Origin of the sequence: Mesorhizobium sp. M0601, from assembly GCF_040320845.1 — a bacterium.
Classification (GTDB): Bacteria; Pseudomonadota; Alphaproteobacteria; order Rhizobiales; family Rhizobiaceae; genus Mesorhizobium.
On record NZ_JAMYQK010000013.1, the window covers coordinates 1 to 23,553 of the forward strand.

Genomic DNA, 23,553 nt, shown 5'->3' on the forward strand with positions numbered 1-23,553 from the left:
CCACGGCATCAACACCTCCGGCCAAAAGCCAAAAGTGTTACCCATGTGTCCGGTACAAAACGTCACCTATGTCTCAGGCCGCGCAATGGTCCATTCCGGACCCATAGGTAACAGCATCTCTCATCGCGCCGGTAATGGCTTAAGATGGCACGCTATGCAGCTTTCCGCCGCAATTGGCTCACGCTCAGCCACACCGCCGAAACCAGGAAATACAGGGCGCCTACTGCGGCATAGCCGGCCACGTTGGTGATCGATGGCGGCATCGGCATCCGCGTCTGCGCGATGAAAGACGTGCCTGCCAGTGCCGATTGCCCTCCGCTCAGGATCATCGCCCACTGCGCACCAGAGCTCTTCCAACGGCGGACAGCGGTGCCGAGTTGAAGCAGGCCGGACAGGATCGCCCATAGGCCGAACACGCCGAGCACCCAATTCATGCTCATCGTCAGCGCAACAATGACCGCGAGCGTTGTCGCCACACTGACCACGACGTTGATGGCCTGGGTGCGATTCTGTCCCAATCCTCCGCTGCGCGATGCGTCGACAAAATTGGCCAGGGCATCCCATGCAGGATAAGCCACGAGCAAAACCGCCGCGACCACCCCGGAATGCTGCCCCACCGTAAAGGCAGCCGCCACCCAGACAGCCGAGAACGCCGTCCGAGCGAAGTAATAGAGCTTGAGCCATTGTTCCTGGCTGGCGCGGAAAAGATTGTTACTGTAAGCCGTCATTGGATAAACCTTTCGACTAGTAGGTAGGGACTCTCGACGAACGTCGCGGAGTGATTGCTAATTATGGTTAGTTGAGATCTAGGCTGGTATCCGGGGGGAAGCGCGGAGCCGCTCCAGGAGCGGGCCCGTCACGACGGCGAATATCTTCGGATCGCCATAGGCCCGGGCTGAGAGCATCGCGCCGTGAACGGTCGCCATGAACGCTTCAGCCTCGGCACGAGGGGTACTCATCAGTCGAAATTGGCCGTGCCGCGCACCGCGCTCCATCACGGATGTCAGCCAAGTCGACAACGAGCGGAAATGCGCCCGGACCTCAAGGCTAACTTCCTCGGGCAGCACGGGGAGCTCGCTTGCCAACAGCGCGCAGATACAAAACGGGGCGCTGGCGTTCGCGATGCAGGCTTCCCAATACCCGGCATAGGTCCGCAACTGTTCGAGCGGATCGGATTCGTGAAGTTCGACATTTGCCATCCCCGCTTCAGTTTCTTCGCGATACCGCGCAACCAGCGTCCGAACCAGATCGACCTTGCTTGGGAAATGGTGATGGATGCTCGCCTTACGGATCCCGACCACTTCAGCAATGTCGGCATAACTGAAACCGTTGTAGCCGCCAGCGACGATCAGTGAACGTGCACAAGCCAGGATGTCGTCAGAGGTGGTAGACAAGTTGCTCATGGTTTTACCTACCTTCTGGTAGGATGGCAGTCAAGCCTTATTGCAACGCGAGCGACAAACAGAGAGCAGTAGCGTGGAATTAGGTAGCTATGGCGTAGACGTAGGTCCCATCTTCGTCGTTCACGGCCCTCCAATTCAGAAAGCTCCGGGTGTTTGTCGATCGAGGTAGCCATCCCACTTCGAGGACGAGGCAACACCCTCCGGCCGACCGGACCACCCCAATCGCCGTGCGGCACTGTCCAAGGCGGGCACTTTTTCCCGGAAGAGCACCCCGACAAGACGGCAGCGGCTCTCTCGGAATTCTTTGACGACAAACAGGTCGGTCAGCACAGAGTATTGTAGAGGTCACATGCTTCAGTTACGCGGAACCTCGGGAGCGCTTCGCGGCCTGAGATCGAGAACCCTCCGAAAATCCGCCCGTCCGGCATCAACGTGCTTGATAAGGGAATGAAGGCGATCTCCACGGCCACGCCTCTGATATGCAGCCTCATGTTTGTCGGAAGTTGCGCATCGCCTTTGCCGGCATCCTTTGATGCTGCGAAATACGACAAGATGAGTTGCGTCGAGCTCAACGTGGCGATAGGCGCGGTCGCCGACGAAATGTCGGCGACAGCCATCGCTCGTGGCAAAGTCGTCCACACCAACATTCCGGGCTGGCTGTTGGGAGGGCAGCGTGTCGCCTCGACCGTGGCTGCCCGCCAGAGTGCGAAGATCGAGCGCTTGCGGCAGCAGGAGGCTGCGATTGCCGCGGCGAGACGAAGCCGGTGCTGATTGCGTCACTGAAGTGGGTCTTTCAGCCCGCCACCCCGGATTGATGCGCAGCGATCGCGCCGAGGAATATCTCGCCGAAATCCTTGAGCTTGGCGGCGCCGACGCCGTTGACCGCGGCGAAGGCGTCCAGATCACGCGGGCAGCGTTCGGCCATATCGATCAGTGTACGATCCGAAAAGATCACGAAGGCCGGCACCTGGCGTTCCCGGGCAAGACGCAGCCGTACAGCCTTGAGCGCCGCCAGCAGCGCCGAATCCAGACCTTCCGTGCCTGCTGCGGTATCCTCAGGACGTATCTTGCCTCGCGATGACTGGCGCGCGTCCAAGCGATACCGGAATGAAGCCTCGCCCCGAGCCAGCGCACGGCCCTTCTCGGCAATGGCGAGGCCGCCATGGCCGGCTGAGTCCAATGTCAGGAACCCTCCCGCGACGAGTTGGCGGAGCAGCGACAGCAAGAGATTCTTCTTATGCGCCACACCGGTGCCGAAGCTGGCAAGCCTGTGGTGGTTCCTGTCCAGGACCTTCTCGGTCTCATGGCCGAGCAGGACATCGACGACATGGGCGGCGCCGAAGCGCTCGCCGGTCTGTGCGATCGCCGCCAGGATGAGCCGTGCCTCCGCCTCACCATCCGCATGCGGCGCCTGGTCGAGGCAGTTGTCGCAATTGCCGCAAGGCGAAGCACTTTCGCCGAAATAGCCAAGCAGGATCTGACGGCGGCACTGCGTCGTCTCGCAATAACCGATCAGCGTTTCGAGCCGGCCATGCGCGCGCCTTTTGTGCTCAGCCGGTGCGTCCTCGTCTTCGATGAAAAGCCGGCGCATGCGGATATCGCCGAGACCGAACAGCATATGTGCCTCGGCCGCCCGCCCGTCGCGCCCCGCGCGCCCGATTTCCTGGTAATAAGCCTCCAAGCTGCCCGGCAGGTCGGTGTGGAAGACATAGGCGACGTCCGGCTTGTCGATCCCCATGCCGAAGGCGATGGTCGCCACCATCACCACGCCGGACAAGGTCATGAAAGCGTTTTGATTCGCTTCACGCGCGTCCTTGCTCATGCCGGCATGATAGGCGAGCGCGCGTACGCCGCTGCGCTCGAGGAACGCCGCCATCTCTTCGGTCTTTTTGCGCGACAGGCAATAGACGATCCCGCTGCGGCCCACATGGCGCTGCACGAAGTTTAGCAATTGGCGCTTGCTGTCCTGCTTGGGCTCAATGCTTAGCTTGATGTTCGGCCGGTCGAAGCCGAGCACCACGGTATCGACGCGCCCGTCGAACAGCTGCGCGGCAATGTCGGTGCGCGTCGTCTCGTCCGCCGTCGCCGTCAGCGCAATGATCGGCACTTTCGGGAAGATATCACGTAGTCTCGACAATTCTTCGTATTCGCGCCGGAACGCCGGTCCCCATTGCGAGATGCAATGCGCCTCGTCGATGGCGATCAGCCGGACATCGAGCTTGGTCAACGCCTCGAGCATTCGCACCGTCATTAGCCGCTCCGGTGCAAGATAGAGCAGGCGCGTCTGGCCTGCCGCGACACGGCGCCATGCAGCGACATTGGCATCGCGGTCGAGCGAGGAATTGATCGTATCGGCCGCCACGCCGGCAAGGCGCAATGCGGCGACCTGATCCTGCATCAGGGCCACCAGCGGCGAAACGACAATGGTGAGCCCGCCCAGCACCAGCGCCGGGACCTGGTAGCAGAGCGATTTGCCGGCGCCGGTCGGCATGACGGCCAGCACATGATGCCCGGCCAGCAGCGCCTCCATCACGGCCGCCTGGCCGAGACGAAAGTCATCGAAGCCGAATACATCCCTGAGGACGCGCCTCTTGGAATCCTCTGTCGGGATGCTCGCTGCAACCTGCATTACAGAACTTTCGGGGATACGACCTGCCGAAATTCCCCGGCGAATCGCCAGGTGATTGCCTGGACAGCAGATTCGAACATTTATCGACCCCTCTGGTCCTGTCCGCGGCACCGCCTGAGGCGAACTTCTCTCTCATTGGCCGATATCAGACCGTCGTTCCAGCCCCTATTCGCTTTGGCTGTGAATATCGCAACGCCTCGGAGCGGTTAATCCTATCTTCACCATCATTCGGCAGGTTCAGGTTCTGCGGTGATGTTTTGAGTACCGCGGCGCCACAAGCGCCCAGGCAACACGCCCGCGTCTCTCCGGAGGCGCGGGTTTTTTCGTTCCGAGAGCCGGCTGCCTGAACTTCGGGCCCGCAGCTCAGTCGAGGAAATCGGCGCGGTGCGGCGTGAAGCTGTCGACCAGTCGTCCCGCCTCCAGCGCCCTGACACCATGGACCAGATTGGACGGAACGATGAAACTGCTTCCCGTCTCCAGGATTTCGGTCCTGCCGTCGATGGTGACTTCGAAGCGGCCTTCGGCGACGTAGCTTGCCTGGACATGCGGGTGCGAGTGCAGCGCGCCGACGCCGCCCTTGTCGAAACCGAACTCGACCATCATCAGTTCGTCGGTGTGCAGGAGCACGCGCCGGCGGTTGCCGTCGGGCGTCGGCGTCCACGCACCCTCGCCGGCATGCGAGAAGATTTTGGTTCCGGTCATCGTCAGACTCTCACCTTTTGTTGTTCATCGCGCCAGCCAGCCGCCGTCCACCGGCACCACCGCGCCGTGCATGTAGTTGGACGCTGGCGCCAGCAGGAAGACGGCTGCGTCGCCGATGTCTTCCGGCGCGCCCCAGCGGCCGGCCGGAATCCGCGCCAGGATCGAGGCGCTGCGGTCGGGATCGGTGCGCAGCGCCTCGGTGTTGTTGGTCTCGATATAGCCCGGCGCAATGCCGTTGACGTTGATGCCCTTTGCCGCCCATTCACATGCCAGCAGGCGGGTGATGCCGAGCACGCCATGTTTGGAGGCGGTGTAGGAGGCGACGCGAATGCCGCCCTGAAAGCTCAGCACCGAAGCGATGTTGACGATCTTCCCACGCCGTCCAGATTCGGCAAGCACGCGCCTGGCAAAGCGCTGGCTGAGGAAGAACACCGTCTTCAAATTGACGCCCATGACGTCGTCCCAGTCGGCTTCGGTGAGGTCGACCGCGTCGGCACGCCGGATGATGCCGGCATTGTTGACCAGGCCATCGAGCGGTCCGGTGCCGTCCCAGACGCGGTCAAGCATCGCCTGGGCAGTTGCATCATCACCAAGATCGCAGAGGACCGCCTCGAAGCGGCCGCCGGCCGCCGCAATCTTCTCCGCCGTCTCGTCCATCGCCGACCGGCCGACGCCGACGACCGCGCCGCCGGCGCGCGCGATCGACACGGCGATGCCCTGGCCGATGCCGGTATTGGCGCCGGTAACGAGGATGCGCTTGCCGGCAAGGCTGAAGGCCGAGAGATCGCTCACTTGAGCTCCTCCATCGCCACCAGGTCGACATCGGTATAGTCGACATTGTCGCCGGCCATCGCCCAGATGAAGGCGTAGTTCGAGGTGCCGGCGCCCGAATGGATCGACCATCCCGGCGACAGCACCGCCTCCTCGTTGCGCATGACGAGATGGCGCGTTTCGTCCGGTTCGCCCATGAAGTGAAACACTCGCGCCGCCTCCGGCAGGTCGAAATAGAGATAGGCCTCCATGCGCCGGTCATGCACATGGCATGGCATGGTGTTCCAGACCGAACCGGGGGCAAGCTGCGTCATGCCGACGACAAGCTGACAGGTCTTTACGCCATCGGCATGGATGAACTGGAAGATCGAGCGCTCGTTGGAAGTCGCTTGGCTGCCGAGATCGAGCCGCTTGGCATCGCCGATGCGGATCAGCCGGTTGGGGTGGCTCTGATGCGCCGGCGCGCTCAGCAGGTAGAACTTAGCCGGCGCTGCCGGATTGGTCGCGGCAAACGATACCTCATCGGTGCCCATGCCGAGATAAAGCATGTCGCGCGCCTGCAGCTCGAAGGATTGACCGCCGGCTTTCACGACGCCCGCGCTGCCGATGTTGACGATGATCATCTCACGGCGGTCGAGAAAATTCTTGGTCCCGGTCGGCTTGATCGCCTGCAGCGGCAGGGGTGCGCCGGCGGGCATGGCGCCGCCGACGATCATGCGGTCGTAATGGGTGTAGGTCAGGCTGATGCTGCCGGGCCGGAACAGGCCTTCGATGAGAAAATTGTGACGCAGCTCGTCCGTCCCCATCGCCGCGGCAGAAACAGGGTCGACGGCGAAGCGGGAGGTGAAATCGGTATGATTGTCGGTGTGATTCATTGCTGTCCCATGGGGCTGCCTCAATTGCTTATTCAGTTCCCGCGGCCTTGACCGAGTCGGCATAAAAAACCTGGCGCGCGTGCAGGCGCTCGCGATAGCGCTGCTGGCTGGCACCGAGATGCGCGCGCATCGCCTCCCGGGCCGCCTCGGCATCGCCTGACGAGATCGCATTGAGGATCACCAGATGCTCACGCTGCAGGCCGCGCTGATAGGCGTCCGATTGGGCGATCTCGGTCGACCAGGGCGAGGTCACGTCGCAAGGGATGGCGCGGCGGCCGAGCACGTCGAGCATTTCGACATAGAATGGATTGTTGGTGGCGCTGGCGATTGCGCGGTGGAAGGCAAGGTCGGCCGGTCCTGTCGGCTCGCTGTTGAGGAGCAGCCGTTCGAATTCGAAGAAGGCTTCCTGGATCGCCGCTTCCTGCGCAGCGTTGCGGCGGATGGCGGCAAGCCCTGCGGATTCGATCTCGATTGCCAACCGGACTTCGAGCACGTTGAGGGCGATCGAATCCTTGCTGCCCATCTCCGCTGCCAGGGCACCGAACGCTGTCGAGATATGCTCGGTGACGAAGACGCCGGCGCCTTGGCGCGGCTCGACCAGGCCGTCCGCGGCAAGCTTGGCCAGCGCCTCGCGTATCACGGTGCGGCTGACCCCGAAGGTTTCAGTCAGCTGACCCTCGGTCGGCAGCTTTTGCCCGGGCTGGATCTCGCCCGCCTGCAGCTGTTTGCGGATCGCAGCGACAACGGTTTCCGAAAGCTTCGGTCTTCGTTCGACGCGGAGCCCGACTGCGGTGTCCGAGGCCATGTCGCGCACCCCCTATTTGAAGACGCTCGGCAGCCATAGCGAAATGGCCGGAATGTAAGTGACGAGCGCCAGCACCACGAGGCCTGCCGCATAGAACGGCCAGATCGAGCGCATCGATTCCCAGACGGATATCTTGCCCACTGCACACGCCACGAACTGCACCGCGCCTACCGGCGGCGTGTTCAGTCCGATGCCGAAATTGAGGATCATGATGACGCCGAAATGCACCGGATCGACGCCGTAGGCCTGCGCAACGGGCAGGAAGATCGGCGTGCAAATGATGATCGTCGGCCCCATGTCCATGAACGTGCCGAGGAACAGCATCAGGAGGTTGAGCAGGAGAAGCACAACCAGCGGATCGTCCGAGATCGCGTTCATGGAGGCTATCAACGCTGCCGGCACTTTCAGGAAGGCCATCAGCCACGAGAACGCCGCCGCCATGCCGATGATGAGCAGCACCATGGCCGTGGTGCGCACGGCGCCATGGGTAGCATGAACGAACCCTTCCCAGGTCATCTGCCGGTAGACGAAGACGGTCACGAGCAGCGCATAGATGACGGCGATACAGGAACTCTCGGTGGCGGTGAAGACGCCCGATCGCACGCCGCCGAAGATGATCGCGATCAACAGCAGGCCGGGCACGGCGACGGCGAAAAGATGCGCGACCGCGGTGAAGCCCGGAAACGCCTCGGTCGGATAGCCGCGGGAGCGCGCCACGATATAGGCGGTGACCATCAGCGACAGGGCCAGCAGCAGGCCCGGGATGATGCCGGCCGTGAACAAATCGGCGATGGAGATCTTTCCGCCTGCCGAGATCGAGTAGATGATCATGTTGTGCGACGGCGGCAGCAGCAGCGCGATCAGTGCCGCCATCGACGTGACGTTGACGGCGTAGTCCGCTCCATATCCACGCGCCTTCATCTGCGGGATCATCAGGCCGCCTACCGCCGCTGCCTCCGCCACCGCTGAGCCGGAAATGCCGCCGAACAGTGTAGCGGTTGCAATGTTGACCTGCCCGAGACCGCCGCGCAAATGGCCGACGAGCGAGCCGGCGAAGGCAACGATCTTGCTGGCGATGCCGCCGCGTACCATCAAGTCGCCGGCGTAGATGAAAAACGGAATGGCCAGCAGTGAAAAGACGCTCATGCCGGAATTCAGGCGCTGGAACACGATCAGCGGCGGCAGGCCCATATAGAGGACAGTGGCGAGGCTTGCGACGCCGAGGCAGAAAGCGATCGGCGTGCCGATAAGCATCAGCAGGGTGAAGACGCCGAAGAGAATCCACAGTTCCATGGCGTCAGACCTTCACGTTGGCGGTGTCGAGTTCGGCCGCGACTTCGGCCGGCGGCAGTTCATCGAGGGCATCGTCGATCGGCGCGCCGGAGAGGCGAAGCACAATGCGCTCCAGCGTGAAGAGCACGATGAGCGCGCCTCCCGCGACAAGCGGGACGTAGTCCCAGCCCCCCGATATGCCGAGCGACGGCAAGACAGAGCCCCAGGTCAATGCGACCAGCTGACTGCCGTACCAGATCATGCCGATGCCGAAGGCGAGCGCGACGAGGTCCGAAATCATCCGCAGCCAGCGCTTGCCGCCTTTCGGCAGCACGTAGAGCAGGACGTCAAAGCCGAGGTGATAGTTCTCGCGCACGCCGACGGCAGCGCCGAGGAAAATGAACCAGCTCATCAGCATCACCGAGCCCGGCTCGGTCCAGCTCGGCGAACGGTTCAGAACATAACGGCCGAATACCTGCCAGGCGACGAAGGCGGTCATCAGCACCAGCCCGATGCCGGCGATCGACAGCGCCGCCGTGCTGACGCGCGACATCACTTGCGCGACGCCGGACAGGAGCGGTGTTGGTTTTGGGCTGGAAGTCACCGGTTTTCTCCCCAGGAGGATGGCGGCACCGAATGTCCGCGCCGCCGCTTTATCACTGCACGGCCTTGATGGCTTCGACCATGGCCTTCAGCTTGTCGTCCTTGACGTGCTTCTCGTAGACCGGCCCCATCGCGTCGATGAAGGGCTGCTTGTCCGGCGTCGTGATCTGCGAACCGGCCGCCTCGACCTTGGCGCGCGATTCCTTGACCTTGGCGGTCCACAGCTCGCGCTGCTTGGCGACGCTCTCCTTCGCGGCCGCCTTGAAGATCGCCTGGTCTTCCGGCGTCAGCTTGTCCCAGCTCGACTTCGCCATGACGAAGGCTTCCGGCACCATCGTATGCTCGTCGAGCGAATAATACTTGGCGACTTCCGCATGCTTGGCGGTGTCGTAGCTCGGAAAATTGTTCTCCGCGCCGTCGATCACCCCGGTCTCGATCGCCGAATACACTTCGCCATACGGCATCGGCGTCGCGTTGGCGCCGAGTGCCGCCACCATGTCGACGAAGATGTCGGACTGGATGACGCGGAACTTCATCCCGGCCATGTCGGCTACGGTGTTGATCGGCTTCTTCGAATTGTAGAAGGAGCGCGACCCGCCGTCATAAAAGGCGAGCAGCACCAGCCCGACCTTGTCGAACGCCGCCGCGATCTGGTCGCCGATCGCCCCGTCCATGACCTTGTGCATATGCTCTTCCGAACGGAAGATGTAGGGCAGCGAGGGCACGGTGGTCTCGGGGATGAGCCCGTTGAACGGCGCCATCGAGACGCGGTTGAGATCGATCACGCCGGTGCGCACCTGCTCGATCGTGTCCTTTTCCTCGCCAAGTTGCGCGGAAGGATAGATCTCGACCACATAGCGGCCGGCCGTGCGCTCCTTCACCAGTTCGCCGAAATATTTGACCGCCTCGACCGTCGGATAGCCATCCGGGTGGGTGTCGGACGAGCGCAGGACCGTCTGGGCGCTTGCCGATCCGGCCAGCAGTGCGGCGGCAACTAGCGTAGCTCCCGCCAGTCTCGAAAAATGCAGCATTGGTTTCCTCCCTTTTTGAATGATGGCGGCAAGCGCCGTTAGAGCCGGTACGCCTTTTTCGCGAGCGCATAGGCAAGTTCCTGCGCCAGCTCGTGCGCCTCGTCTTCGCCGAGCCGATGCTCGGCGACGAGACGCGCCAGAAAAGCGCAATCGACCCGGCGCGCCACATCATGGCGGGCCGGTATGGATGGAAAGGCGCGGGTGTCGTCGTTGAAACCGACGGTGTTATAGAAACCGGCGGTTTCGGTGGTCATCTCACGGAACCTGCGCATGCCTTCGGGGCTGTCGTGGAACCACCAGGCCGGCCCGAGCTTCAATGCCGGGTAGACGCCGGCGAGCGGCGCCAGCTCGCGCGCATAGCTGGTCTCGTCGAGCGTGAAGAGGATGATGGTGAGGTCGCGCTCCAGCCCGACGCAGTCGAGCAGCGGCTTCAGCGCCGTCACATAGTCGGTTCGGGTCGGAATATCGAAGCCTTTGTCCCTGCCGAACTTGTGAAAGATAGAAGGCGAATGATTGCGCCAGGAGCCGGGATGGATCTGCAGGACCAGCCCGTCGTCGCGGCTCATCTTGGCCATCTCGGTCAGCATCTGGGCGCGGAACAGCTTTCGCTCGCGCTCGTCGTCCGAGCCCCGGCGGATGCGGTTGAACAGCTCCTGCGCGGCAGCATCCGAGAGATTGGCTGTTTCGGCCGTCGGATGGCCGTGATCGGAGGAAGTCGCGCCAAAGCTCTTGAAGAAGGCGCGCCGCTGGCGATGCGCATCGAGATAGCCGGCCCAATTGCCGGTGTTGCAGCCGGTGATCTCGCCAAGCCGGTCGAGATTGGCCGAGAACCCTTCGAAGTCGGGATCGACGATCGCATCCGGCCGATAGGCGGTGACGACGCGGCCGTCCCAGCCGCTGTCGCGGATCATCTGGTGCCATCTGAGATCGTCGAGCGCGCCTTCGGTCGTTGCGATGACTTCAATATTGAAGCGCTCGAACAGCGCTCGCGGGCGAAAATTCTCCCACTGCAGCAAGGTCGAGATCATGTCGTAATGGCGGTCGGCGGTTGCGGCCGTCAACGGCTCGTCGATGCCGAACAGATGGGCAAGCACATGGTCGAACCACAGCCGGGTCGGCGTACCCCGAAACAGGTAATAATGCTCGGCGAAGCACCGCCAGATCGTTCTGCCGTCGGTTTCAACCGGCGAGCCGTCAAGCGTCGGCACACCAAGCTCCTCAAGCCGAACGCCCTGGCTGAACAGCATGCGGAAAATGTAGTGGTCCGGCACGATCAGCAACTGCGCCGGATCGGGAAACGCCTCGTTGAGCGCATACCAGCGCGGATCGGTGTGGCCGTGCGGGCTGACGATCGGCAGGTCTTTGACCGCGGCATAGAGATCGCGGGCCAGCGAACGCGGGCGCGCCTCGGCGGCAAACAGCAAGTCCGGATCCGTCAATGCGGCCACGTGAATCCTCCCAATCCGGACATCGGTAGGGTCGCAAAGAAATAATGTCAACATACAAAAACTGGGTTGTTGTATGATGACTTTTCGTCGGCCATTGCCCATTGTGCGTGACGGCATCGGGTGTTACGCCGCCTGCCAGCAGTGACCCAACAATCTCGATCAGACACGTGGCGCAATGATCAGTAGACGCCTTTCCAACAGCACGCTGAAGGCACTGCCGGCTTCGGTCGCGGTCCCGCGCTACGCCCGCGGCGGCGTCGCACCTGGCATCGTCCATCTCGGCGTCGGTGCCTTCCATCGCGCCCACCAGGCGGCCTATGTCGACGACTGCCTGGCGGCGGGCGAGGCGGACTGGGGCATTGTCGGCGTGTCCTTGCGCAGTCCTGACACGCGCGACGCACTGGCGCCGCAGGATGGCCTCTATACGCTGGCGATCAGGAGCAGCATCGGCGAAGAGCTGCGCGTCATCGGTTCGATCCTGTCGCTGCTGGTGGCGCCGGAAGATCCGGCTGCGGTGCTCGCCGCCCTGACCGATCCGCGCACCCGCATCGTCACGCTGACGATCACCGAAAAGGCCTATTTGAGGGCAGCCGGCGGCGGCCTCGACAATACCCACCCCGAGATCGTCCATGATCTGGCCAACCCGCAAATGCCACGGACGGCGCATGGTTTCCTGACCGAGGCGCTGTCGCGCCGCCGTGCCGCAGGCATCCAGCCTTTCACCGTGCTCTGCTGCGACAACCTTCCGGCCAATGGCGCCACGCTGCACCGCCTGCTGGTCGAATTCGCCGCACTGCGCGATGCCAGGCTCGCCACTTCAGGCGATGCCAGGCTCGCCACTTCAGGCGATGCCAGGCTCGCCACTTCAGGCGATGCCAGGCTCGCCGCACACATCGCCGACGGCGTCGCCTTCCCGTCGAGCATGGTCGACCGCATCGTGCCGGCGACCACCGATGCCGACCGGGCGCGTATCGCCGTCGAGCTCGGCGTCGAGGATGCCTGGCCGGTGATGACCGAGCCGTTCTGCCAATGGGTGGTCGAGGATGATTTCCCGGCAGGCAGGCCGGCCTGGGAAAAGTTCGGCGTCACCATGGTCGGCGACGTCGGGCCCTTCGAGGACATGAAGCTGCGGCTGCTTAACGGTTCGCATTCGGCAATCGCCTATCTCGGCCTGCTCAGCGGCTACGACACGGTCGACCGCGCCTTTGCCGATCCGGCGATCCGGCAATTCGTCGACGGACTATGGGCCGAGGCCATCCCGACGCTGCCGCAGGACGCCGGGCTCGATACGGCCGGCTACACGGCCCAGCTCGCCGAACGCTATTCGAATACCGCGCTCGCCCATCGCACGGCGCAGATCGCCAATGACGGCAGCCAGAAGCTGCCGCAGCGCATCGTCGCCTCGGCCCTCGATCGACTGGGCGCCGGTGACCCGCCCGCGCATCTCATGCTGGTGGTGGCGGCCTGGATCGCCGCTTGCGAGGCGCGCGGCAAAACCTTGCCGGAAGCCCATTTTGCCGACCCGATCGACGCTCGGCTTACGGCGCTCGGCAGCCGGCCGGCTGATGAAACGGTGACAGCGATATTCGATCTCGCCGGCTTCGCCAAGGACCATGCCCACCGCATGACACTGATCGATCTGACGGCAGCCCATCTCGAGCGCCTGCGGCGGGGCGGCACTGCCGCAGCTTTGGCGGCGCTTGGCATAGGGAGTGAGAAGCCATGAGACAGACCTGGCGCTGGTTCGGGCCGGACGATCCGGTGACGCTTGCCCATGTCCGTCAGGCCGGCGCCGTCGGCATCGTCAGCGCGCTGCACCACCTCAACGACGGCCGCGCCTGGCCGGCAGACGAGATCGCCAGGCGCAAGGCCGAGATCGAGGCAGCAGGGCTGACCTGGGACGTGGTCGAGAGCATCGTCGTGCACGAGGACATCAAGACCCGCAGCGGCGACTGGCGCAGCCTGATCGACAATTACAAGGCCTCGATCCGCGCCGTCGCCGCCGCCGGTATCAACACCGTCTGCTATAATTTCATGGCGATCACCGACTGGACGCGGACGGACCTCGATTACCCGATGCCGCATGGCGGCACGGCGCTGCGCTTCGATGTCGTCGAGCTCTGCGCCTATGACGTCTTCATCCTTGAGCGAGAAGGGGCGGAGGCCGATCACCCACCGGCCCGTATCGAGGCCGCGCGTGCGCGGCTGCAAGGGATGAGCGACAGCGACAAGGCAAGGCTGGAGCGCAACCTGATCGGCTGGGTCCCGGCGCGCGAATTCATCTTCGATCGGGCAAGCTTCCGCCGCGCCCTCGACCTCTACAAGGACGTCTCCACCGAAGGCCTGCGCGAAAACCTGTTTGCCTTCCTGCGCGAGATCGTGCCGATCGCCGAAGAGGCCGGAGTCAGAATGGCGATCCACCCCGACGATCCGCCTTTTTCGTTGTTTGGCCTGCCGCGCATCGTTTCCAAGGCAGCCGATGCCCGCGCGCTGCTCGACGCGGTCGCTTCGCCGGCCAACGGGCTGACGCTGTGCACCGGCTCCTACGGTGCGGGCGCGCAGAACGATCTGCCGGCAATGGCAAAGGCCTTCGCCGAAAACTTCCATTTCGCCCATCTGCGCAACGTCACCAAGGAGCTCGACGGCTCCTTCCACGAAGCCGAGCACCTCGACGGCGACACCGACATGGTGGCGGTCGTGTTGGCGCTGCTTGGCGAAGAGCGGCGGCGCAAGGCGGCAGGCAGGGCGGACTGGCAGGTGCCGATGCGTCCCGACCATGGCCACGCCATCGTCGACGACATCGGCAAGAAGGTGAACCCCGGCTATTCCTGCATCGGACGGCTGAAGGGCCTCGCCGAACTGCGCGGCGTGATGCGCGCGGTGGAGACGCTGACGGTGTGACCAGCCCCCCTTCTCCCCTTGTGGGAGAAGGTGGCCGAGCGGAGCTCGGTCGGATGAGGGGTGCTCCAGGGATCGCCGCCGTCTCAGTTCTTCCAACACCCCTCAACCGTCTCGGCGCTGCGCGCCGATCCACCTTCCCCCACAAGGGGAGAAGGCAAGGGGCGCCTGTTAAGCCGGCAACAGCGCACCTTCAAGCGTCGTAAGCTGGTTGAGGAACTGCTCGGCCTTGCTGCGGGTCTGGTCGTCCTTGGCGTCGGCGGCGTCTTCCCTGGCCTCCTGGATGCGGCGGGCAAGGTCGGCGCGGTCGATGTCGCCGACGGCCACAGCCGATTCCGCCAGCAGCGTGCAGCCGGCCGGAACGATGTCGGCAAAGCCGCCGAACACCACGTAGCGCTCTTCCTTGCCTTGCGCGGTCTTTAGCGTGACGACGCCCGGCTTGATCGTCGTCATGACCGGCGCGTGATGCGCCATGACAGTCATTTCGCCCTCGGCGCCCGGAATGACGACGGATTCGACCTGCTCGGAAACCAAGAGGCGCTCCGGCGAGACCAGTTCGAATTTGAAAGCTTCAGGCATGATCAATTTAGCGACTGGTGAATGGTGAATGGTGAATAGTCAGAAAGAATGACCTTCACTCAGCCCCCGATTTCCTATCCGCTACTCCCCATTCACAATTCACTATCGACCATTCACCATCAGGCCGCTTCAGCGGCCAGGCGCTGTGCCTTCTCGACCGCTTCCTCGATGCCGCCGACCATGTAGAAGGCGGCCTCCGGCAGATGGTCGTAATCGCCGTTGCAAAGGCCCTTGAAGCCCTTGATGGTGTCGGCGAGGTCGACCAGCTTGCCCGGTGCGCCGGTGAACACTTCGGCGACGAAGAAGGGCTGCGACAGGAAGCGCTCGATCTTGCGGGCGCGGGCCACGGTCTGCTTATCCTCTTCCGACAGCTCGTCCATGCCCAGGATGGCGATGATGTCCTGCAGCGACTTGTAGCGCTGAAGGATCGACTGCACCTGGCGGGCGACCTGGTAATGCTCTTCGCCGACAACCATCGGGTCGAGCATGCGCGAGGTCGAATCGAGCGGATCGACCGCCGGATAGATGCCCTTTTCCGAAATCGCGCGGTTGAGCACGGTCGTCGCGTCGAGGTGGGCGAACGAGGTCGCCGGTGCAGGGTCGGTCAGGTCGTCGGCCGGCACATAGATCGCCTGCACCGAGGTGATCGAACCCTTGGTCGTCGTGGTGATACGCTCCTGCAGCGCACCCATGTCGGTGGCCAGCGTCGGCTGGTAGCCCACGGCCGAAGGAATGCGGCCGAGCAGCGCCGACACTTCCGAGCCCGCCTGCGTGAAACGGAAGATGTTGTCTACGAAGAACAGCACGTCCTGGCCCTGATCGCGGAAATATTCGGCAACCGTCAGCCCGGTCAGGCCGACGCGGGCGCGGGCGCCCGGCGGCTCGTTCATCTGGCCATAGACGAGCGCGGCCTTGGAGCCTTCGCCGCCGCCCTTCTTGTTGACGCCGGACTCGATGAACTCGTGATAGAGGTCGTTACCTTCGCGGGTGCGCTCGCCGACGCCGGCGAACACCGAGAAGCCGCCATGCGCCTTGGCGACGTTGTTGATCAGTTCCTGGATCAGCACCGTCTTGCCGACGCCGGCGCCGCCGAACAGGCCGATCTTGCCGCCGCGGGCATAGGGGGCCAGCAGGTCGAGCACCTTGATGCCGGTGACCAGGATCTGCGCTTCCGTCGACTGCTCGACATAGGTCGGCGCCGGCTGGTGAATCGAGCGCATCTCGATGCCGTCGACCGGGCCTGCCTCGTCGACCGGCTCGCCGATGACGTTGATGATGCGGCCGAGCATGCCCGGGCCGACCGGCACGGTGATCGGAGCGCCGGTATCATAGACGTCCTGGCCGCGGACCAGACCTTCGGTCGAGTCCATGGCGATGCAGCGCACGGTGTTTTCGCCCAGATGCTGGGCCACCTCTAGCACCAGGCGATTGCCGACGTTGATCGTCTCAAGCGCGTTCAGGATCGCCGGCAGATGTTCGCCGAACTGGACGTCGACAACGGCGCCGATGACCTGGCGAACCTTGCCTGCCAGGCCGGTTTTCTTGATGGTGGCGGCCGGCGCATTCACAGCGGCGGCCTTGGTTGCTGCCGCCTTCTTGGCCGGAGCGGCCTTTGCTGCCGCCGGAGCCTTCGCTGGTGCCGCGGCCTTCGGGGCTACCGTCTTCGGGGTCGCTGCTTTCGCCATCGTTCTTACCCTTTTCGTCTCTTTGTTTCTCACACGCTTGAGGTCGATGACCTCCTTGTGGGCGTGCCTAGAGCGCCTCGGCGCCCGAAATGATTTCGATCAATTCCTTGGTGATCTGCGCCTGCCGCTGGCGGTTGTAGGTGATCGACAATTTGTTGATCATGTCGCCGGCGTTGCGCGTCGCATTGTCCATGGCGCTCATCTTGGCGCCCATCTCGCCGGCAGCATTCTCGAGCAGCGCGCGAAAAACCTGCACGGAAATGTTGCGCGGGATGAGATCGGAGAGGATCTCGCCCGGCTCCGGCTCGTATTCGTAGACGGCGCTGCCGCCATCCCTCACTTCCGCGCCAGCCGCAGGCGCGCCCGCCGGGATAATTTGCTGCGCCGTCGGGATCTGGCTGATCACCGACTTGAACTGCGAATAGAACAGCGTGCAGATATCGAAGCCGCCTTCGTTGAACAGGTGGATCACCTTCTTGGCGATGGCATCGGCATTGACGAAGCCCAGCGTCTTGACCTCGCGCAGGTCGACACGCTCGATGATCAGCGCCCCGTAGTCGCGGCGCAATATGTCGAACCCCTTCTTGCCGACGCAGATGATCTTGACCTGCTTGCCGTCTGCCAGAAGCTTACGGATGTGGTCGCGGGCAAAGCGGGCGATCTGCGAATTGAAGCCGCCGCACAGACCGCGTTCGGCCGTGCAGACGACAAGCAGATGCACGTCGTCCTTGCCGGTGCCGGTCATCAGCGCCGGGGCATCGCCGCCGCCGCCGATCGCCTGGGTGATGTTGGCCAGCACCGCGCCCATGCGCTCCGAATAGGGACGCGCCGCTTCCGCCGCTTCCTGCGCGCGACGCAGCTTCGCCGCGGCGACCATCTGCATCGCCTTGGTGATCTTCTGCGTCGCCTTGACCGAGGCGATACGGTTACGAAGGTCTTTTAACGAAGGCATGCTTCAAACCTGATCCCGTCCGTCCTGCTCAAGCAAAGGTCTTGGCGAAGGCGTCGATTTCTGCCTTCAGCCTGGCGCGCAGATCGTCGGACAGCGCCTTCTCCTTGCGGATGCCGTCGAGCACGTCCTTGCCGGCCGAGCGCATATGCGACAACAGGCCATGCTCGAACTTGCCGACCTGGTTGATCGCCAGCTTGTCGAGATAGCCGTTGACGCCGGCGAAGATCACCGCGACCTGCTCCTCGACTTTGAGCGGCGAGAATTGCGGCTGCTTCAACAGCTCGGTCAGACGCGAGCCGCGGTTGAGCAGGCGTTGCGTGGCGGCATCGAGGTCGGAGCCGAACTGCGCGAAAGCAGCCATTTCGCGGTACTGCGCGAGCTCGCCCTTGATTGACCCGGCAACCTGCTTCATCGCCTTGATCTGCGCCGAGGAGCCGACGCGCGACACCGACAGGCCGACATTGACCGCCGGGCGCACGCCCTGGAAGAACAGATTGGTTTCCAGGAAGATCTGGCCGTCGGTGATCGAGATGACGTTGGTCGGGATATAGGCCGAAACGTCGTTGGCCTGCGTTTCGATGATCGGCAGCGCCGTCAGAGACCCGCCGCCGTTTTCGTCGTTGAGCTTGGCGGCGCGCTCGAGCAGGCGCGAGTGCAGGTAGAAGACGTCGCCGGGATAGGCCTCGCGGCCCGGAGGACGGCGCAGCAGCAGCGACATCTGGCGATAGGCGACGGCCTGCTTCGACAGATCGTCGTAGCTGATCAGCGCGTGCATGCCGTTGTCGCGGAAATATTCGCCCATGGTGCAGGCGGTGAACGGCGCCAGGAACTGCATCGGCGCCGGATCGGAGGCGGTCGCGGCGATGATGATCGAATAGTCGAGCGCGCCGCGCTCTTCCAGGACCTTGACGAACTGCGCCACGGTCGAGCGCTTCTGGCCGACGGCGACATAGACGCAGTACAGCTTTTCCTTCTCAGGGCCGTTGTCGTGCACCGATTTCTGGTTGAGCATGGTGTCGAGGATGATCGCGGTCTTGCCGGTCTGGCGGTCGCCGATGACCAGCTCGCGCTGGCCGCGGCCGACCGGGATCAGCGCGTCGATGGCCTTGAGGCCGGTCGACATTGGCTCGTTCACCGATTTGCGCGGGATGATGCCGGGCGCTTTGACGTCGACGCGCTTGCGTTCGGTGGCCTGGATCGGGCCTTTGCCGTCGATCGGGTTGCCGAGCGCGTCGACGACGCGGCCGAGCAGACCCATGCCGACGGGTGCATCGACGATGGCGCCGGTGCGCTTGACGGTGTCGCCTTCCTTGATGTCGCGGTCGGCGCCGAAGATGACAACGCCGACATTGTCGGCTTCGAGGTTGAGCGCCATGCCGCGGATGCCGCCGGGGAACTCGACCATCTCGCCGGCCTGGACATTGTCGAGGCCGTAGACGCGGGCGATACCGTCACCGACGGACAGCACCTGGCCGACTTCGGAGACCTCGGCCTCCTTGCCGAAATTCTTGATCTGGTCTTTCAGAATTGCGGAAATTTCCGCGGCGCGGATGTCCATCAGCCGACCTCTTTCAGTGCAAGCTTGAGCGAATTGAGTTTGGTTTTGAGCGACGTATCGATCTGGCGCGAGCCGATCTTGACCACCAGTCCGCCGAGCAGCGACGGATCGACGGTGACCGTGATCGCCACGTCTTTGCCGGCGACGCTTTTCAGCGCTGCTTTCAGCTCGGTTTCCTGGGCAGGCGTCAGCGCATGCGCCGAGGTGACCTCGGCAGCGGTCTCGCCGCGGTGTTCGGCGGCGATCCGGCGGAACGCCTTGATCATGCCGGGCACGGCGAACAGCCGGCGATTCTGGGCAACGACGCGCAGGAAATTGCCGGTGAGGCCGGTGATCCCTGCTCTGTCGGCGATCGCGGCGATCGCCTTGGCCTGGTCCTCGCTGGAGAAGACAGGGCTCCTGATCAGCCGCGAAAGGTCAGCGCTGCCTTCGAGCATCGTTTCGAACCTGTTGAGGTCGGCCTCGACGCTGGCGACCGAATTGGCCTGCAGCGCGAGTTCGAACAGCGAACCCGCATAGCGTTCTGCGACACCTGAGATTGGCGATGACGATTGGGCCACGGACCGTCTTTTCTCTTGTCTGACAGGCCGCAGATTGTTGGCGCGAGCAAAAACTCTGGCTAAATCTTTGACCTTACTGCATTTTTCCAAGCACGGAGGCGCGGCTTCCGCTATCCCCGGTCGAAAGTCGATTGCCGTCTAGCACAGGCATTTTCAGACCGCAATGCGTCGTCCGGCATGGTTTTCAGGCACTATTGTCGCATCCGCCGGGCGAGTTCAGCAACCAACCCCGGATTGATCCCTGATTCAGGGCAAAAAGCCGAAGGCGAAGGCAAGCGGCAGCGCCGCCAGCACCAGCTCGACGACGATGGAAGCCCAGTTGAACGGCGTGTTGGCGCCGTCCGACATCATCGATAGCAGCCGGCCGAAGGCGGTGAACAGCCAGGAGAAGCCGAGCGCCATATAGAGCAGCGGCTGCGCCAAGAGGATGCAGCACAGGCTGACACCGAGATAGAAGCCCGACATCCTGCCGCGACCTTCGGCGATCGCCGCCGCCTTCTCGGGCTTGACCTGCAGCCTGAGAATCCGGAAGGCCAGCCCTGGCGCCAGGAACAGCAGCAGCCCGAAAAGCAAGGTCACGACGGCGCTTGACCATGCCAGCCACTCGCCCTGGCTCATCGGCCATGGAAACGCAAATTCCATCCTTGTCCCCTCGTAAATGGATATTCAAAATTTTCGGGCATTCTAGCGAAGCAAGAGACATGCGCCAGATGGGCCGTCGCAATTTACGGGGCGTCAGCCCAACGCGAGCGCCGTTGTATCGACCGGGCTAACAGGACGTTACACAACGGGCTGTTTTTTTCTGCACAATTCCTATATTGTGACTACATGAGACCACAAGAGGTTCCGCGCATGAAGACGATGCAACTACGAGAGGCAAAGGCCAGCCTTTCCGCGCTCGTGGAGGCTGCTGAGAACGGTGAGCCCACGGTTATCACCAAGCACGGCAAGCCCGCAGTCATGGTGGTGCCAATCGGTGAGGGACGGAAACTTTATCCGCAGAACAGCCAAAAAGACTTCGTGGATTTCCTGCTTCAGTATCCAGGCGGCATCGAGCTTGAGCGAAACGAATCGCCGTCGCGGGAAGTGGAGTTTTGACCGGCTATCTGCTTGATACGTCTTTTCTCTCGGCATTTGCACCTGGTCGGCCTCTGCTTCCGGCACACGTGCAGAACTGGGTTGCCGAACAAGGAGAACGCGGCTCTTGGCAGCTCTCGTCGATCGTCATCTTGGAGGTGGAACGAGGAATCGCGAAACTGAAGCGGGCGGGCGGGCATATGAAGGCAGAGCGCATCAATGAGTGGTTCGAAAGGTTGCTTCTAGAGTTCAACCAGCGCATCCTTCCCATCGATTTAGCAATCGCGCGAGAAGCCGGAAAACTGGAAGACGCCACTATCGCCAGAGGCGCCAATCCGGGTCTGGCGGACGTTCTGATCGCAGCTACTGCCCGTTTGCACGGCCTGTCAGTTTTGACGGCCAACACCCGGCATTTTGCGATTCTCGACGTGCCTTACCTGAACCCATTCACCGAACGCGCCTCGAAAGGGTAATTCGACAGCTTACAAAAAGCTCTGCGGGTCGATGTCGACCTGGACGCGTACCGAACCCCGTATCTTCGGTCCCTCAGCCAGCATGGTGCGGATGAATCCTTGCATGTCGGCGCGCCGTTCGCCCTGGATCAGCAGGCGAAAGCGATGGCGCCCGCCGATCAATGATAGCGGCGCCTCGGCCGGGCCGAGCACGAACAGGTCGCTGGCCTGCGGCGCGGCTCGGCGCAGGCCGCGGGCGTGCCCTTCGGCTTCCGCCCGTGTCGCCGCGCTGACGATGACGCCGGCCAGCCGGCCGAAGGGCGGCAGCCCCGCCCGCTCGCGTTCGGCGATCTCACGTTCGTAGAAGGCCTCGGCATCGCCGGAGACGATCGCCCGCATTACGGGATGGTCGGGCTGGAAAGTCTGCAGCAGGCCAAGGCTCTTCTTGCCGGTGCGGCCGGCGCGGCCGGTCACCTGGCTGAGCAGTTGGAAGGTGCGCTCGGCGGCGCGCGGGTCGCCATTGGCAAGGCCGAGATCGGCATCGACCACACCGACCAGCGTCATGTTGGGGAAATTATGGCCCTTCGCGACGAGTTGCGTGCCGATGACGATGTCGGCCTCGCCATTGGCGATGGCTTCAAGCTCGAGCCGCAGCCGCCGCACGCCGCCCATCAGGTCGGACGACAAGACGATGGTGCGGGCATCGGGGAAATGCGCGACGACCTCCTCGGCGATGCGCTCGACGCCTGGCCCGCAGGCGACCAGATGATCGAGCGTGCCGCATTCCGGACAGGCTTCGGGCCGGCGTTCATTGTGCCCGCAGTGGTGGCAGACGAGCTGGCCGCGAAAGCGGTGCTCGACCAGCCAGGCCGAGCAGACCGGACAGCCGAAGCGGTGGCCGCAGACCCGGCAGAGCGTCAGCGGCGCATAACCGCGGCGGTTGAGGAACAGCAGCGACTGTTCCTGTTTTGCCAGTGTCTGCCGCATTTGTCCAAGCAACACCGGCGACAGGAAACCGCCGCGTGCCGGCGGCGCGCGGCGCATGTCGATCGTCTTGAGATCGGGAAGTGCCGCCTCGGCAAAGCGCGCCGAAAGCACCGCCCTGCTGTAGCGGCCCTGGCTGGCATTGACCCGGCTTTCGACCGACGGTGTCGCCGAAGCGAGCACGACCGGAAAGCCGCCGATATGGCCGCGCACCACGGCCATGTCGCGCGCGTTGTAAAAGACGCGATCCTCCTGCTTGTAGGCGGGATCGTGCTCTTCGTCGACGACGACCAGTCCAAGCTCCCTGAACGGCAGGAACAGCGCCGAGCGCGCGCCGGCGACGACCCGCGCGCCGCCTTCCGCTACCTGCCGCCAGACCTTTTCGCGCATCCTTGGCGGCAGGTCCGAGTGCCACTCCGCCGGCTTGGCGCCGAACCGCTCCTGGAAGCGTTCGAGGAAGGCATGGGTCAGCGCAATTTCCGGCAGCAGGATCAGCACCTGCTTGCCGCGATCGAGCGCGGCCGCGACCGCCTCGAAATAGACCTCCGTCTTGCCGGATCCGGTTACACCGTCGAGCAGGGTGACCCCGAATGTACCGGTCGCGACATTGGCGCGCAGCGTCTCGGCGGCATCGCTCTGGTCGGGCATCAGTGAAGGCACGGCGTAGCCGGGATCGGGTGCTGCGACCACCGGCCGCGGCGGGATCATCACCGTCTGGAATACGCCCTGCGCCCGCAGCCCGTCCACCACCGTCGACGACACGCCTGCCGCATGCGCCAGGCCGGATCGCGTCCAGGCAAGTCCGCCTTCGGCCGTCTCCAGCACGCGCGTCCTCGCCTCCGTCATCCGGTCGGGCTTGGCGAAGGTGCGCTGCAGCCCTTCGATCCACGGCTCCGGATCGAACGCCTCCGGCGCCCTGAGCAGCATGCGCGCCACCATGCCGGGCGGCGACAGCGTGTACTGCGCCACCCAATCGACAAAACGCCGCATCGCGCGGTCGATCGGCGGGCAGTCGAAAACCTGCTCGATCGGCCGCAATTTCTTCGCGTCGACCTTTTCGACGGCGCCGTCCCAGACGATGCCGGCGACCTGGCGGGGCCCAAGCGGAACGCGCACGATCGAGCCCGGCACCACGCGCATGCCAGCCGGCACGGCATAGGTGTAGGGGCGCTCGGCGGGCATCGGCACCAGCACCGGTGCGGCCGCGACAAAGGGCGAATCTTCGATCATGAGGCGTGACCTTGCCCCGACTTTGGTCTAGATCAAAGT

23 protein-coding genes are annotated in these 23,553 nt (G+C 63.6%); 5 read left to right on the plus strand and 18 right to left on the minus strand.

Annotation, left to right across the window (positions count from 1 at the left end):
• Positions 1 to 152 precede the first annotated feature (152 nt).
• Together NKI41_RS14415 and NKI41_RS14420 are read right to left on the minus strand one after the other, a co-directional pair.
• Positions 153 to 728: a DUF308 domain-containing protein gene (locus NKI41_RS14415; RefSeq protein ID WP_352683644.1), complete on the minus strand. Its 576-nt coding sequence runs from the start codon at positions 726 to 728 to the stop codon at positions 153 to 155.
• A 78-nt stretch (positions 729 to 806) separates the two neighbouring features.
• Positions 807 to 1,403, minus strand: coding sequence for a TetR/AcrR family transcriptional regulator (locus tag NKI41_RS14420; protein WP_352683646.1), 597 nt, complete (start codon positions 1,401 to 1,403; stop codon positions 807 to 809).
• Positions 1,404 to 1,955: 552 nt separating this feature from the next.
• On the opposite strand from NKI41_RS14420, the gene NKI41_RS14425 reads away from it, so the two are divergent.
• Positions 1,956 to 2,174 (plus strand): hypothetical protein, encoded by a 219-nt coding sequence (locus tag NKI41_RS14425; RefSeq protein WP_352450887.1) that lies wholly within the window; start codon positions 1,956 to 1,958, stop codon positions 2,172 to 2,174.
• Between the two features lie 22 nt (positions 2,175 to 2,196).
• Here the strand turns inward: NKI41_RS14425 and recQ are convergent, their stop codons facing one another.
• The 9 genes from recQ to uxaC form a co-directional block, all read right to left on the minus strand.
• On the minus strand, positions 2,197 to 4,032 hold the full coding sequence (recQ, locus tag NKI41_RS14430) for a DNA helicase RecQ (RefSeq protein ID WP_352540933.1): 1,836 nt from the start codon (positions 4,030 to 4,032) through the stop codon (positions 2,197 to 2,199).
• A 363-nt stretch (positions 4,033 to 4,395) separates the two neighbouring features.
• Complete coding sequence (locus NKI41_RS14435; protein WP_352540932.1) at positions 4,396 to 4,734, minus strand: cupin domain-containing protein; 339 nt, start codon at positions 4,732 to 4,734, stop codon at positions 4,396 to 4,398.
• 24 nt (positions 4,735 to 4,758) lie between these two features.
• On the minus strand, positions 4,759 to 5,526 hold the full coding sequence (kduD, locus tag NKI41_RS14440; protein WP_352540931.1) for a 2-dehydro-3-deoxy-D-gluconate 5-dehydrogenase KduD: 768 nt from the start codon (positions 5,524 to 5,526) through the stop codon (positions 4,759 to 4,761).
• Entirely contained in the window at positions 5,523 to 6,380 is an 858-nt protein-coding gene (gene kduI, locus NKI41_RS14445; protein ID WP_352540930.1) for a 5-dehydro-4-deoxy-D-glucuronate isomerase, read from the minus strand. The genes kduD and kduI overlap by 4 nt, the downstream gene beginning before the upstream one ends.
• A gap of 28 nt (positions 6,381 to 6,408) precedes the next feature.
• On the minus strand, positions 6,409 to 7,185 hold the full coding sequence (locus tag NKI41_RS14450) for a FadR/GntR family transcriptional regulator (RefSeq protein ID WP_352540929.1): 777 nt from the start codon (positions 7,183 to 7,185) through the stop codon (positions 6,409 to 6,411).
• Positions 7,186 to 7,197: 12 nt separating this feature from the next.
• Complete coding sequence (locus NKI41_RS14455) at positions 7,198 to 8,478, minus strand: TRAP transporter large permease (RefSeq protein WP_292656436.1); 1,281 nt, start codon at positions 8,476 to 8,478, stop codon at positions 7,198 to 7,200.
• A gap of 4 nt (positions 8,479 to 8,482) precedes the next feature.
• A complete protein-coding gene (locus NKI41_RS14460) occupies positions 8,483 to 9,010 on the minus strand; it encodes a TRAP transporter small permease (protein ID WP_023719697.1) in 528 nt (175 codons plus the stop codon).
• A gap of 103 nt (positions 9,011 to 9,113) precedes the next feature.
• Positions 9,114 to 10,091, minus strand: coding sequence for a TRAP transporter substrate-binding protein (locus NKI41_RS14465; protein ID WP_352540928.1), 978 nt, complete (start codon positions 10,089 to 10,091; stop codon positions 9,114 to 9,116).
• Between the two features lie 38 nt (positions 10,092 to 10,129).
• A complete protein-coding gene (gene uxaC / locus NKI41_RS14470; protein ID WP_352683650.1) occupies positions 10,130 to 11,539 on the minus strand; it encodes a glucuronate isomerase in 1,410 nt (469 codons plus the stop codon).
• A gap of 175 nt (positions 11,540 to 11,714) precedes the next feature.
• Here uxaC and NKI41_RS14475 point away from each other — a divergent pair, with 175 nt between their 5' ends.
• Together NKI41_RS14475 and uxuA are read left to right on the plus strand one after the other, a co-directional pair.
• Positions 11,715 to 13,265 carry a mannitol dehydrogenase family protein gene (locus NKI41_RS14475; protein ID WP_352683652.1) on the plus strand — a complete coding sequence of 517 codons (1,551 nt, stop codon included), beginning with the start codon at positions 11,715 to 11,717 and terminating at the stop codon, positions 13,263 to 13,265.
• Positions 13,262 to 14,440: a mannonate dehydratase gene (gene uxuA, locus NKI41_RS14480; RefSeq protein WP_352683654.1), complete on the plus strand. Its 1,179-nt coding sequence runs from the start codon at positions 13,262 to 13,264 to the stop codon at positions 14,438 to 14,440. The genes NKI41_RS14475 and uxuA overlap by 4 nt, the downstream gene beginning before the upstream one ends.
• Before the next feature lie 168 nt (positions 14,441 to 14,608).
• On the opposite strand, the gene NKI41_RS14485 is transcribed toward uxuA, so the two are convergent.
• The 6 genes from NKI41_RS14485 to NKI41_RS14510 form a co-directional block, all read right to left on the minus strand.
• Positions 14,609 to 15,016: a F0F1 ATP synthase subunit epsilon gene (locus NKI41_RS14485; RefSeq protein WP_023678096.1), complete on the minus strand. Its 408-nt coding sequence runs from the start codon at positions 15,014 to 15,016 to the stop codon at positions 14,609 to 14,611.
• Between the two features lie 119 nt (positions 15,017 to 15,135).
• A complete protein-coding gene (gene atpD / locus NKI41_RS14490) occupies positions 15,136 to 16,701 on the minus strand; it encodes a F0F1 ATP synthase subunit beta (RefSeq protein ID WP_352683656.1) in 1,566 nt (521 codons plus the stop codon).
• A gap of 67 nt (positions 16,702 to 16,768) precedes the next feature.
• A complete protein-coding gene (locus NKI41_RS14495) occupies positions 16,769 to 17,653 on the minus strand; it encodes a F0F1 ATP synthase subunit gamma (protein ID WP_352471280.1) in 885 nt (294 codons plus the stop codon).
• Positions 17,654 to 17,681: 28 nt separating this feature from the next.
• Entirely contained in the window at positions 17,682 to 19,211 is a 1,530-nt protein-coding gene (atpA, locus tag NKI41_RS14500) for a F0F1 ATP synthase subunit alpha (RefSeq protein WP_352489181.1), read from the minus strand.
• Positions 19,211 to 19,771: a F0F1 ATP synthase subunit delta gene (locus NKI41_RS14505; protein ID WP_352540923.1), complete on the minus strand. Its 561-nt coding sequence runs from the start codon at positions 19,769 to 19,771 to the stop codon at positions 19,211 to 19,213. The genes atpA and NKI41_RS14505 overlap by 1 nt, the downstream gene beginning before the upstream one ends.
• Positions 19,772 to 20,017: 246 nt before the next feature.
• Entirely contained in the window at positions 20,018 to 20,413 is a 396-nt protein-coding gene (locus NKI41_RS14510; RefSeq protein ID WP_352500793.1) for an AGROH133_08824 family phage infection protein, read from the minus strand.
• A 210-nt stretch (positions 20,414 to 20,623) separates the two neighbouring features.
• Between NKI41_RS14510 and NKI41_RS14515 the strand changes: the two genes are divergently transcribed.
• Together NKI41_RS14515 and NKI41_RS14520 are read left to right on the plus strand one after the other, a co-directional pair.
• Positions 20,624 to 20,869: a type II toxin-antitoxin system Phd/YefM family antitoxin gene (locus NKI41_RS14515; protein WP_254018681.1), complete on the plus strand. Its 246-nt coding sequence runs from the start codon at positions 20,624 to 20,626 to the stop codon at positions 20,867 to 20,869.
• The gene (locus NKI41_RS14520) at positions 20,866 to 21,321 is read left to right on the plus strand and encodes a type II toxin-antitoxin system VapC family toxin (protein WP_352471284.1); all 456 of its coding nucleotides are present in this window, start codon (positions 20,866 to 20,868) and stop codon (positions 21,319 to 21,321) included. Before NKI41_RS14515 ends, NKI41_RS14520 begins: the two co-directional genes overlap by 4 nt.
• Before the next feature lie 9 nt (positions 21,322 to 21,330).
• Here NKI41_RS14520 and NKI41_RS14525 read toward each other — a convergent pair whose 3' ends face one another.
• Positions 21,331 to 23,514 (minus strand): primosomal protein N', encoded by a 2,184-nt coding sequence (locus NKI41_RS14525; RefSeq protein WP_352683658.1) that lies wholly within the window; start codon positions 23,512 to 23,514, stop codon positions 21,331 to 21,333.
• Positions 23,515 to 23,553 lie beyond the last annotated feature (39 nt).

Excerpts from the sequence above, each read along its gene's own strand:
- NKI41_RS14525 (WP_352683658.1), bottom strand. The coding sequence starts at position 23,514 with ATGATCGAAGATTCGCCCTTTGTCGCGGCCGCACCGGTGCTGGTGCCG.
- NKI41_RS14465 (WP_352540928.1), bottom strand. The coding sequence starts at position 10,091 with ATGCTGCATTTTTCGAGACTGGCGGGAGCTACGCTAGTTGCCGCCGCA.
- NKI41_RS14425 (WP_352450887.1), top strand. The coding sequence starts at position 1,956 with ATGAGTTGCGTCGAGCTCAACGTGGCGATAGGCGCGGTCGCCGACGAA.
- NKI41_RS14450 (WP_352540929.1), bottom strand. The coding sequence starts at position 7,185 with ATGGCCTCGGACACCGCAGTCGGGCTCCGCGTCGAACGAAGACCGAAG.
- NKI41_RS14455 (WP_292656436.1), bottom strand. The coding sequence starts at position 8,478 with ATGGAACTGTGGATTCTCTTCGGCGTCTTCACCCTGCTGATGCTTATC.
- kduI (WP_352540930.1), bottom strand. The coding sequence starts at position 6,380 with ATGAATCACACCGACAATCATACCGATTTCACCTCCCGCTTCGCCGTC.
- atpA (WP_352489181.1), bottom strand. The coding sequence starts at position 19,211 with ATGGACATCCGCGCCGCGGAAATTTCCGCAATTCTGAAAGACCAGATC.
- atpD (WP_352683656.1), bottom strand. The coding sequence starts at position 16,701 with ATGGCGAAAGCAGCGACCCCGAAGACGGTAGCCCCGAAGGCCGCGGCA.
- NKI41_RS14460 (WP_023719697.1), bottom strand. The coding sequence starts at position 9,010 with ATGTCGCGCGTCAGCACGGCGGCGCTGTCGATCGCCGGCATCGGGCTG.
- NKI41_RS14415 (WP_352683644.1), bottom strand. The coding sequence starts at position 728 with ATGACGGCTTACAGTAACAATCTTTTCCGCGCCAGCCAGGAACAATGG.
- NKI41_RS14420 (WP_352683646.1), bottom strand. The coding sequence starts at position 1,403 with ATGAGCAACTTGTCTACCACCTCTGACGACATCCTGGCTTGTGCACGT.
- NKI41_RS14510 (WP_352500793.1), bottom strand. The coding sequence starts at position 20,413 with ATGGAATTTGCGTTTCCATGGCCGATGAGCCAGGGCGAGTGGCTGGCA.
- NKI41_RS14435 (WP_352540932.1), bottom strand. The coding sequence starts at position 4,734 with ATGACCGGAACCAAAATCTTCTCGCATGCCGGCGAGGGTGCGTGGACG.
- NKI41_RS14475 (WP_352683652.1), top strand. The coding sequence starts at position 11,715 with ATGATCAGTAGACGCCTTTCCAACAGCACGCTGAAGGCACTGCCGGCT.
- NKI41_RS14495 (WP_352471280.1), bottom strand. The coding sequence starts at position 17,653 with ATGCCTTCGTTAAAAGACCTTCGTAACCGTATCGCCTCGGTCAAGGCG.
- NKI41_RS14515 (WP_254018681.1), top strand. The coding sequence starts at position 20,624 with ATGAAGACGATGCAACTACGAGAGGCAAAGGCCAGCCTTTCCGCGCTC.
- uxuA (WP_352683654.1), top strand. The coding sequence starts at position 13,262 with ATGAGACAGACCTGGCGCTGGTTCGGGCCGGACGATCCGGTGACGCTT.
- NKI41_RS14485 (WP_023678096.1), bottom strand. The coding sequence starts at position 15,016 with ATGCCTGAAGCTTTCAAATTCGAACTGGTCTCGCCGGAGCGCCTCTTG.
- recQ (WP_352540933.1), bottom strand. The coding sequence starts at position 4,032 with ATGCAGGTTGCAGCGAGCATCCCGACAGAGGATTCCAAGAGGCGCGTC.